Origin of the sequence: Thermosinus carboxydivorans Nor1, assembly GCF_000169155.1 — a bacterium.
Taxonomy (GTDB): Bacteria; Bacillota; Negativicutes; order Sporomusales; family Thermosinaceae; genus Thermosinus; species Thermosinus carboxydivorans.
On sequence record NZ_AAWL01000025.1, the window covers coordinates 23,599 to 33,742 of the forward strand.

Annotated in this window: 9 protein-coding genes and 2 rRNA genes; 2 read left to right on the forward strand and 9 right to left on the reverse strand. The window is 51.5% G+C overall.

The window, feature by feature from the left end; all coding sequences use genetic code 11:
• Positions 1-40: 40 nt before the first annotated feature.
• From TCARDRAFT_RS12540 to TCARDRAFT_RS12570, 7 genes are all read right to left on the reverse strand, one after another.
• The gene (locus tag TCARDRAFT_RS12540; protein WP_007290347.1) at positions 41-2,485 is read right to left on the reverse strand and encodes an ATP-dependent Clp protease ATP-binding subunit; all 2,445 of its coding nucleotides are present in this window, start codon (positions 2,483-2,485) and stop codon (positions 41-43) included.
• Positions 2,486-3,568 (reverse strand): protein arginine kinase, encoded by a 1,083-nt coding sequence (locus tag TCARDRAFT_RS12545; protein WP_007290348.1) that lies wholly within the window; start codon positions 3,566-3,568, stop codon positions 2,486-2,488.
• 18 nt (positions 3,569-3,586) lie between these two features.
• Positions 3,587-4,099, reverse strand: a complete 513-nt coding sequence (locus TCARDRAFT_RS12550) for a UvrB/UvrC motif-containing protein (RefSeq protein ID WP_007290349.1) — start codon at positions 4,097-4,099, stop codon at positions 3,587-3,589.
• Between the two features lie 14 nt (positions 4,100-4,113).
• The gene (locus TCARDRAFT_RS12555; RefSeq protein ID WP_007290350.1) at positions 4,114-4,569 is read right to left on the reverse strand and encodes a CtsR family transcriptional regulator; all 456 of its coding nucleotides are present in this window, start codon (positions 4,567-4,569) and stop codon (positions 4,114-4,116) included.
• 161 nt (positions 4,570-4,730) lie between these two features.
• The gene (locus tag TCARDRAFT_RS12560; protein ID WP_007290351.1) at positions 4,731-5,912 is read right to left on the reverse strand and encodes a class I SAM-dependent rRNA methyltransferase; all 1,182 of its coding nucleotides are present in this window, start codon (positions 5,910-5,912) and stop codon (positions 4,731-4,733) included.
• 5 nt (positions 5,913-5,917) lie between these two features.
• Positions 5,918-6,442 carry a hypothetical protein gene (locus TCARDRAFT_RS12565; RefSeq protein WP_007290356.1) on the reverse strand — a complete coding sequence of 175 codons (525 nt, stop codon included), beginning with the start codon at positions 6,440-6,442 and terminating at the stop codon, positions 5,918-5,920.
• A 101-nt stretch (positions 6,443-6,543) separates the two neighbouring features.
• Complete coding sequence (locus TCARDRAFT_RS12570; protein WP_007290352.1) at positions 6,544-7,725, reverse strand: FprA family A-type flavoprotein; 1,182 nt, start codon at positions 7,723-7,725, stop codon at positions 6,544-6,546.
• Positions 7,726-8,181: 456 nt separating this feature from the next.
• Between TCARDRAFT_RS12570 and speD the strand changes: the two genes are divergently transcribed.
• Both speD and TCARDRAFT_RS12580 read left to right on the forward strand, forming a co-directional pair.
• The gene (gene speD / locus TCARDRAFT_RS12575; RefSeq protein ID WP_007290353.1) at positions 8,182-8,631 is read left to right on the forward strand and encodes an adenosylmethionine decarboxylase; all 450 of its coding nucleotides are present in this window, start codon (positions 8,182-8,184) and stop codon (positions 8,629-8,631) included.
• 160 nt (positions 8,632-8,791) lie between these two features.
• Complete coding sequence (locus TCARDRAFT_RS12580; protein WP_007290354.1) at positions 8,792-9,286, forward strand: rubrerythrin family protein; 495 nt, start codon at positions 8,792-8,794, stop codon at positions 9,284-9,286.
• Positions 9,287-9,385: 99 nt separating this feature from the next.
• Here TCARDRAFT_RS12580 and rrf read toward each other — a convergent pair.
• Together rrf and TCARDRAFT_RS12590 are read right to left on the reverse strand one after the other, a co-directional pair.
• A 5S ribosomal RNA gene (rrf, locus tag TCARDRAFT_RS12585) occupies positions 9,386-9,502 on the reverse strand.
• A gap of 83 nt (positions 9,503-9,585) precedes the next feature.
• A 23S ribosomal RNA gene (locus tag TCARDRAFT_RS12590) occupies positions 9,586-10,144 on the reverse strand; the annotation flags it as partial.

Sequence of the window (10,144 nt, forward strand, 5' to 3'; positions counted from 1 at the left end):
GAGTGAGTGCTTTTTTCGCTTTTGTCGGCTTTATTTCCTGCTAACTATTTTTTTTAGTAAAGGTTAGTTTGCCATTTTCATCGGCGTCCACAACTACCGTGTCACCGCTCGTGATGTCGCGGCGCAGCATTAGTTCGGCAATTTCATCCTCGACCATCTTCTGGATCGCCCGCCTGAGCGGCCGCGCGCCATAAACATAGTCGCGCCCTTCTTTGATCAGTTCAGCTTTGGCTCGGTCGGTCACTTCCAACTTAAGATCGGTATCAGCCAAGCGTTTGGCTACATTTGCCAGCATAAGCTCGACGATTTGCTTCAGATCGTCATCGGTTAGGCTGTTGAAAACGATAATTTCGTCAATGCGGTTGATAAACTCGGGCCGGAAGGTGCGTTTTACTTCTTCCATCACCCGTGTCTTGGCTGCCTGTGCATTATCTTGTTCTTTATCGGCCAAAAAGCCAAGGGCGGCAGTGTCTTTGCGCAGGTGGGAAGCACCGACGTTGGAGGTCATAATTATGACCGTATTGCGAAAATCAACGGTCCGTCCCTGGCCATCCGTCAGGCGCCCGTCTTCCAGGACTTGCAGCAGAATATTGAAGACATCGTAGTGCGCCTTCTCAATCTCATCCAGCAAGATAACGGAATAGGGGTGGCGGCGGACGGCGTCAGTCAGCTGACCGCCTTCTTCATAGCCGACATAGCCGGGAGGCGCGCCAATTAGCCGCGACACCGTGTGCTTTTCCATGTATTCCGACATATCAAAGCGGATCATGGCCTCTTCCTTACCAAATAACGCTTCCGCCAGGGCGCGGGCCAGCTCTGTCTTGCCGACGCCTGTCGGGCCCAGGAACAGGAAGGAGCCAATCGGCCGTTTGGGGTCCTTAAGTCCGGCACGGGCTCGCCTGATAGCTCTGGCCACTGCCTTGACCGCATCATCCTGGCCGATAACCCGCTGGTGCAGAATTTCCTCTAGCTTAAGCAGCCGCTCCGATTCTTCCTCGGCCAGTTTTTTCACCGGAATGCCGGTCCACTTGGCAACAATTTCGGCAATGTCCTCTTCAGTCACGATCACCTGGCCGCTGCCGCGCTGTTTCCAGTCCTTCTGCCTTTTTTCCAGTTCCTGCCGGATTTGATCTTCTTCCCGCTTAATCCGGGCTGCTTCTTCAAACTCCTGGGCGGTAATAGCCGCCTGTTTTTCCGCCAACAGTTTTTCCAGTTTCTTCTCAAGGTCTTTCACATCAGGCGGCAGCGACACCGCGCGCAGCCGTACCCTTGACGCCGCTTCATCCATGAGGTCGATAGCCTTATCAGGAAGGAACCGGTCAGTGATGTAGCGGTGCGACAATTTTACGGCGGCAACAATGGCCTCGTCGGTAATCTGCGCTTTATGGAAAGCCTCATAGCGGTCACGCAGGCCGCGGAGGATTTCGATAGCTTCCTCGACCGACGGTTCGCCTACCATGATTGGCTGGAAGCGCCGTTCCAGAGCGGCGTCCTTTTCAATATGCTTTTTGTATTCGTCCAAAGTGGTGGCGCCAATAGTCTGTAGCTCACCGCGCGCCAGAGCCGGTTTGAGGATGTTGGCGGCATCGATCGCCCCTTCGGCAGCGCCGGCGCCAATAAGGGTATGGATTTCATCAATGAAGAGAATAACGTTGCCGGCCTGGCGAATCTCGTCCATGATTTTTTTCAGGCGCTCTTCGAATTCACCACGATATTTGGAACCGGCCACCAGCGAGCCCATATTAAGAGACACTACCCGTTTACCGCGCAGCGTTTCCGGCACTTTGCCTTCAACGATTCTCTGCGCCAAGCCTTCGGCGATGGCCGTCTTGCCCACGCCCGGCTCGCCGATTAGCACCGGGTTGTTCTTGGTGCGCCGGCTAAGCACCTGAATAACGCGTTCAATTTCGGTTTCCCGGCCGACAACCGGGTCAATTTTGCCTTCCTGGGCTAGTTTATTGAGGTCGCGGCCATATTCGTTAAGAAGTGGCGTATGGGTATTGCCGCCGGCCATTGCTGCGCCGTGCCCCGTCGGCATCGGACCGGACATGGCAAAGCCACCCAAAAGCTCGATTACCCGCTGCCGGACAACATTAATATTAGCGCCAAGGCTACTGAGTACTTGGGCTGCCACGCCCTCCCCTTCGCGGATAAGGCCCAGCAGGATATGTTCGGTGCCGATGTAATTATGACCCAACGCGGCGGCTTCCTGCACCGCTAATTCCAGTACTCGTTTAGCCCGGGGCGTGTAGCCGATTTGTTCTTGCGGACCTTCGCCACGGCCGATCATGGCTTCGACTTGGGCCCGCACTGTCTGCAGGCTGATATTCAGCGACGCTAATGCCCGCGCCGCTACCCCTTCGCCTTCATGGATAAGTCCAAGCAGCAGATGTTCCGTACCGATGTAATTATGACCCAGCCGCATCGCTTCCTGATGGGCCAGTGCCAGTACTTTTCTCGCCCGTTCAGTAAACCTGTCTAACATTTATTTCCCTCCTCTGGTTTTATTATCTTCTAAACACTGACGGATTATTTGAGCGCGCAACCGATCGCGCTCCGCCGGTCCCAGCTCGGCCTGCCCGGCCAGTTTTTGCAGGAAATTGGGCCTGGTTGTAACTAACAACTCGTTGAAAATCACCGGTGGTACTTCGTCGATGATTTTTAAATCAATGCCAAGCCGAACTTCGCTAAGCAGGGATAAGGCTTCCTGACCGGATAGGCTGCGGGCATACCGCAGTACACCATAGGCTCGCCATACCCGGTCGGCAAGAACGTCCCGCGACTCGGCCAGCAGTGCCTGCCGGGCCGACCGTTCGTGGTCAACCACTTGCCGGGCAACGCTGTACAGATTTTCGACGATCTCCTGTTCGCCGTGGCCAAGTGTAAGCTGGTTGGAAATTTGGAAGATATTGCCGACGGCTTCACTGCCTTCGCCGTAAATGCCCCTTACGGCCAAGCCTAATTGCGTGGCAGCGGTCACCAGGCGGTTAATCTGGCCGCTTAGTACCAAAGCCGGCAGATGCACCATGACCGAGGCCCTCAGACCTGTACCAAGATTGGTAGGACAAGCCGTGAGGTAGCCCATCTGCTCACTGAAGGCGATATCATGCCGTCCTTCAATAGCATCATCGACTTTGTTGGCGCATTTGAGGGCATCATTTAAATTCAGGCCAGGGGCAAGGCACTGAATACGTAGGTGGTCTTCTTCATTAATCATAATACTTACCGCGGCGTCGTCACGGACGATTAGGGCCCGGTTTTCGGCTTCTTGCGCCAAGTTGGGACTAATGATGTGTTTCTCCACCAACACATACCGTTCCAGTGGCGATAGTTTCTCCATCTCGATAAACAGATAACGGTGTCCGTCAAGATTGGTTAAATCATTGACCGATTTGCGCATCTGATCCACGATGGCGGCAAGCTGGCTGCCTTTCGCCCGGTTAGGAAACGGAACGGCTTCAAAATTGCGCGCCAAACGGATACGGCTGGAAAGGACAATATCGCCGTCCGGACCGCCGCCTGCCATCCAGGGATTAAGCGGCTGGTCGAGAATGTTTTCGAGCGCCATGCGATCCTCCCCCCTTTTCTAACTCTGGCTGCTTAGTTGTTTTTCCAAGCTGCGGATTTCATCCCGCACGCGGGCGGCCTGCTCATATTCCTCATTGGCCACATGCCGTTCCAAGTCCTGACGCAGGCGCTTAAGACGCTGTTTTAGCTCTAACTGGCCGCCGGCGCGTTTGGGGAGTTTACCAGTATGGATGCTCGCGCCGTGTATGCGGCGGAGCAGCGGCTCCAACCGCTGGCCGAAGGCGCCGTAACAGGCGCTGCAGCCTATGCGGCCGGTGCGGCTAAAATCCTGATAGGTCATGCCGCAGTTCGTGCACGCCGGCTGACTCTGGGCAATATGGCCCTCCGCGAAACCGTGATTAAACATTCCTTTGAGGAAGTCATGAACCGAAAACTGCGGACCAAAGGAAAAACTACCTTCGCCGCTCGCCTGCGCACACTGCTGGCACAAATGTTTTTCCACCTTGTGATTATTGGTTATTTTGGTGATGTGGACAGATGCTGGTCGTCGTTTACATTCATCACACAACATATCTGATCCCCCCCCTAACGCAATTTTTCGTGATGGGCCAAAACCATGAGCAACGAGCGGACGATGCGCGCCCGGTCTTCGGCATCGACATAATCGTAAATTAGCTTGAAAAAGTGGAGCATCAGCGCCGCCTCCCGGCCGGTAAGCAAATTGTGCCGCTGCAACCGGGCGACGACCGTTTCCAATTCGTCATAAGTAATATCTGGCCGCACGCTGCGCGCCACATCCTCAAACAAAATCTCAGCGAACGGAATACGGGCAATGCGAATATAGCCGCCTGAGCCACGCCGTGACTCGACGATGAAGCCTCGCTCAACGGTGAAACGCGTATTCAGGACATAACTGATTTGTGATGGCGCACACTCAAGCTCGTCGGCGATTTCATTGCGTTTGAGAATGATGACTTCGTCCTGGCCACTTGCCAGTTTACGCAGGATAAATTGTTCAATGAGGTCTACCAGATTGGCCATGGCTCCCCCCCTCATTGGTTTGACTTTTTTTGACCTTCGATTTTATTATATTTGACTTTTTGACTTTTTGCAAGAGGTTTGCCGGAAATTTTTACAAAAAAATTAACCAAAAAATATTATGGCCGCTTACCAATAAAATAATAAGCGGCCGTATTATCAAATTACAAAACTTGCAGAACCAAAAACTTAAGATAATGGGTTTCCGGCGCCGCAGGCAGAATGGGGTGATCTTTCGCCTGCGTCCGGTATTCAACTTCGCGGATAGTGCGCCGCGTATCGCGGGCGGCATCGACGACAATGGCTTTGAATAATTCACGTTCCATGTGGTACGAACACGAACAAGTAATGAGAAAACCGCCGGAACGGACAAGCTTAAGTCCACGCAGGTTGATTTCCTTATAACCGCGGGCCGCGCTCTCAAGCGTGCCACGGCTTTTGGTAAAAGCCGGCGGATCAAGTATAACGATATCGAACTGCCGACGTTCATCGGACAGCTCCCGCAACGCATCGAATGCGTTCGCGACTTCGAAAGAGCAGCGGTCGGCCACGCCGTTGAGGGCGGCGTTTTTCCGGGCCAGTTCAATCGCCATCTCGGAAATGTCAATAGCCTGGACGCGCTTGGCCCCGTATACGGCGGCGTGGACAGCAAACGAACCGGTGTGGCAGAAACAGTCCAATACCACGGCGCCGCCTGCAATATGGCGCAGAAACCGTCTGTTTTCCCGTTGGTCATAGAAAAAACCCGTCTTTTGCCCGTTTTCAATATCGGCATAGAAGGGTAGACCGTTTTCCCGTACCTGAATAAGCGTAGGAAACCGTCCTTTGAGATACCCCTTGCGTTGGTCCAACCCCTCCAGCTCCCGCACTGGCACATCATTGCGCTCGTAAATGCCGGCAGGACGCAAGAGTTCATCAAGAATATCAACAATGGTCTCCTTAAACCGGTCAATGCCAAGCGCAAGGGTTTGAACAACCAAATAATCGCCAAACCTATCGACGATGAGCGCCGGTAAAAAGTCGGCTTCGCCAAAAATTAGCCGACAGTATTCCGGCTCGTCGAGGAAGCGCTGCCGGTACTGCCAAGCTGCTTCAATGCGGCGCTTGAAAAAAACGCGGTCAATCGGTTCCTGCTCGCGCGTCAAGAAGCGTACCAAAATTTGCGAGCGCGGATTGATGTAGCCCCGCCCAACAAAGCGGTGGCGATGGTTATAAACGTCGACAATATCACCGGGGCTAAAATCGCCTTCCAATTTGTCGACTTCTGTTTGATACAGCCAAGGATGACCGCTTTCTACGCGGTGCTGTGCTCCTTTGCGAATATATACCTTACAAGTTGGTTCCACTTTGTTCATCTCCGATATTTATTTTTCCACCATTGATAAGCCAGGTACAAAACGGCAAGAGTAATAAGTGCACCGTTGACGGTGCGAAACTCTCGGCCAAAATATTCCGGCTCCCAATAAGAAACCGGGCTCTCAACCGTCAGCATCGACAACGGATAAAGAAAAAAATTGCTATAAGCGGCATGAGTAATGCCGTCGATAAAAAGGTGCAAGCCCCAACCGATGACCAAAGGCTGTGCTTTCCTTAGCGCTGGCAGCAGCGTTAGGCCAAATGCCACACCCCAGACGACAACGGAATGACCGAGAAGGTCAGTCTGAACGGCCCAGGGGTAGTACGGAAGGTAACTCAAAAAAATGGCAGGCGTTAGGCTCGGGATTTCGCCCAGACTAATACGCCCTTGAGCCGCCATTAGGCCAAGCACAATAAAGTAGACATAATCTGGGAGCATCGCGCCAATAACAAATTGCCAAACCGCGGGATGCCGCCTAGTAAAAAAGTATGTCCAAAACCCGTGGTGAAAAGTAAACATGCCTTACCTCCGGCCGCCCTTTTTAGTGGCTGCAAATTAGTGTGACACGGGCGGCCGGACAATATGTAAGAGAGGGCCAAAGCCCTCTCTCTTTATAGTTGCTATTTGGCGGCCAATACCTTCATTGCGAAATCATAACCAAACTGGAAACATTTTTCCTTTTCCTGGCTGTCCGGCGCCCATTTAAGGGTCAGGCCGGACTCGACGGCTACACCGGCGCCTTTCAACAATTCTTCCATGTCCTTTTGGGCGCCGCCTCCCCAACCATAGGCCCCGAAGCAAGCTCCCGTCTTTTTAGTAGGACGCAGTCCTTTGAGATAGACGAGCAAGGCGCCAATGCTCGGCAGCATGCCATTATTCAGGGTCGAGGAACCAACCAACAAACCCTTGGCCTCCAGGATATCCGCAATGACCTCACTACGGTCAGCGGCCGACATGCGGTATAGTTTGCCGATAGCCCCGGCGGCGGTCACTCCCTCCAAAATATGACGCGCCATCTTTTCCGTGCTACCCCACATGCTGTCATAGGCAATCACGATTTTGTCGGTAGCGTAGCCTGTCGCCCATTGCTCATACTTGGACAAAATTGCGGAGATATGGCTGCGCCAGACAACGCCGTGACTGGGAGCAATCATGCGGATGGGGAATTGGGCGGCTTTTTTCAGCGCGCCGGGAACAAGCTTGCCATAGGGCATCAGAATATTGGCGTAATACTTGGCCGCTTCATACAGAACCTCGTTAATGTCATTCTCATCATCAAACCGTTTGGTCGTCGAAATGTGCTGGCCGAAGGCGTCATTAGAAAATAGAATTTGCTCACCATCGAGATAGCTAACCATCGAATCTGGCCAGTGCAGCATGGGCAATGGGAGAAAATGAAGCTTATTCCGGCCAAGGTCAAGGACGTCGCCTTCTTTAACTATCTGGAAATCGTATTCTTTTTGATAATACTTTGTGATGCCGGCCTTACCGTGTTCGGTCAGCAGCACCTTTGCCTGCGGGGCCCGCTCCATGAGGGCGGACAAGGCGCTGGAATGATCGGGCTCAATGTGGTTGGTGATGACGTAGTCAATGCGGGCCGGGTCGATATGCTGGGAAATGCGCTCAATGAATTCAGCGGCAAAGGGCGCCTTGACCGTATCAATGACGCATACCTTCTCGTCGATAATGAGATACGAGTTATAAGTCACCCCGCGCGGCGTAGTATACCCGTGAAAATCGCGAACCGTCCAGTCGACAACGCCTACATAATAAATTCCTTCAGCAAGTTTTACGGTATTCATTTCTTCACCTTCCTATGCAATTTGTCTTCAAAAATAACGCGGCCCCATTGGTCTAATACCTGTCGCCTCCTGGGTCATTAGTTCCTCCGCGCTCACCGGTAGTTGCTATTCAACATTATCATGAAAAAAATTGTACATGATGAACACTATTCCTGCAAGGTGTTGATAAATTACAGTAAAAAATTGACCGCCCATCAGCCATAGGTAGTATTCCTCAACATATTACATGCCAATCAACAGCGGGAAAATTTTCTCGTGATTTTTTTAAATATCTCTTTACATTCCTGTCCAAGCGATTTATAATGAAAAACTGTATAATGCATATAATAAACGGCGTAATACTGCTAATCCTTCGGCAAAATCACGCTTTTCGTTGGAAAAGCACAGAATTTCACGCTTTTTTGAGGAAAAGTATACGCCTCATTTAAAAAATCCTGGTAGAAGGGGCGATGAGCGATGAAAGTAATTGGTAAACATCTCACTGTTGACATGTACGGCTGCAGCTTCGAAGTGCTGGATGATCTGGAGTTCGTGAAAAACGCCATGATCACTGCTGTCAAGGAAGCGAATATGACCCTGCTCGACTTTTCGTCCTATAAGTTCGAGCCGCAGGGTCTGACCGCTTTGGCGCTGCTGGCCGAAAGCCATATTAGTATTCACACCTACCCTGAACTAGGGTATGCGGCAGTAGACGTGTTCACCTGCGGCGACCATAGCCGCCCGGATAAAGCGGTTGCTGTCCTCAAATCCTTTTTGAAGCCGGAAAAAACGAAAACGACAAATATTAAGCGCGGCGATTTTGGCGCAGAAAAAGATATGAAACCGAAAGTATCGGTCAGCATTGCTCCACTGCGTCGGGTACGCAATACCGGCGCAAAAGTACTCAACTTTCTGCGGGCAAAATAATAAGTCTTAACAGTAACAGCCAGCAAGACATATGCTGGCTGTTACTGTTTTGGTTTAAAAATTTTTTATTGGACAGATAATTCTTTACTTGACAATTTTTGGATTATAGATAATAATATTCCATAAAGAATAATGATAAATTAAATTTGGAGGGAATTGAATGTCCAACACCGAAAAAAACCTCGCTACCGCTTTTGCCGGTGAATCTCAGGCCAACCGTAAATACTTGGCTTTTGCTAAGCAAGCCGAGCTCGAAGGCTATCCACAAGTAGCCAAATTGTTCCGTGCCACTGCTGAAGCCGAAACTATCCATGCTCTGGCCCATCTCAAAGCAATGGGCGGTATCAAATCCACGGCCGAAAACCTGAAAGCTGCTATAACCGGTGAGACCTATGAATTTAGCGAAATGTACCCGCCCTTCATCCAGGAAGCAGAAGCAGAAAACAACACCGCGGCCTTACGTTCTTTTAAATTAGCCAATGAGGCCGAGAAGGTTCACGCCGAGCTTTATCAGAAGTATCTTGATAACCTGGAAAAGAAAGAAGTCGTAGACCTTTACCTTTGCACCGTCTGTGGGCACATTAACGAAGGCAAAGCACCGGAAAAATGCCCCATCTGCGGCGCCAAGGCCCAAGCGTATAAGAAAGTAGACTAATAAAAAAGCCGCATCTTGCATGCGGCATTTTTTTATTAGTCTTTATAGAAACATACAAAATAGCAAAAGAGCACCTAATGCTGGGTGCTCTTTTGGTGTAACCGGCGTCTACCTATCCTCCCAGGCCGTCTCCAGCCAAGTACTTTCGGCGTTTACGGGCTTAACTTCTGTGTTCGGTATGGGAACAGGTGGATCCCCGTAGCTATCGACACCGGATATTTAATTCGGGAAAGTAATAATCCGTTTTCCACTTTCCCTCAAAACTGCACAGAAGATTATTCGCACATTTTAGCCCTTTTTAGGTCAAGCCCTCGGCCGATTAGTACCAGTCCGCTCAAGCGGTTGCCCGCCTTACACTCCTGGCCTATCTACCTTGTCTTCTTCAAGGGGCCTTACCAACTTCCGTTGTGAGAGACCTCATCTTAAGGCCGGTTTCACGCTTAGATGCTTTCAGCGTTTATCCGTTCCGGACGTAGCTACCCAGCTGTACACCTGGCGGTATAACTGGTACACCATTGGTCCGTCCACTCCGGTCCTCTCGTACTAGGAGCAGCTCCTCTCAAGTCTCTTACGCCCGCGATGGATAGGGACCGAACTGTCTCACGACGTTCTGAACCCAGCTCACGTACCACTTTAATGGGCGAACAGCCCAACCCTTGGGACCTACTTCAGCCCCAGGATGTGATGAGCCGACATCGAGGTGCCAAACCTCCCCGTCGATATGGACTCTTGGGGGAGATTAGCCTGTTATCCCCAGGGTAGCTTTTATCCGTTGAGCGATGGCCCTTCCACTCGGTACCACCGGATCACTAAGCCCGACTTTCGTCCCTGCTCGACCTGTCCGTCTCGCAGTCAAGC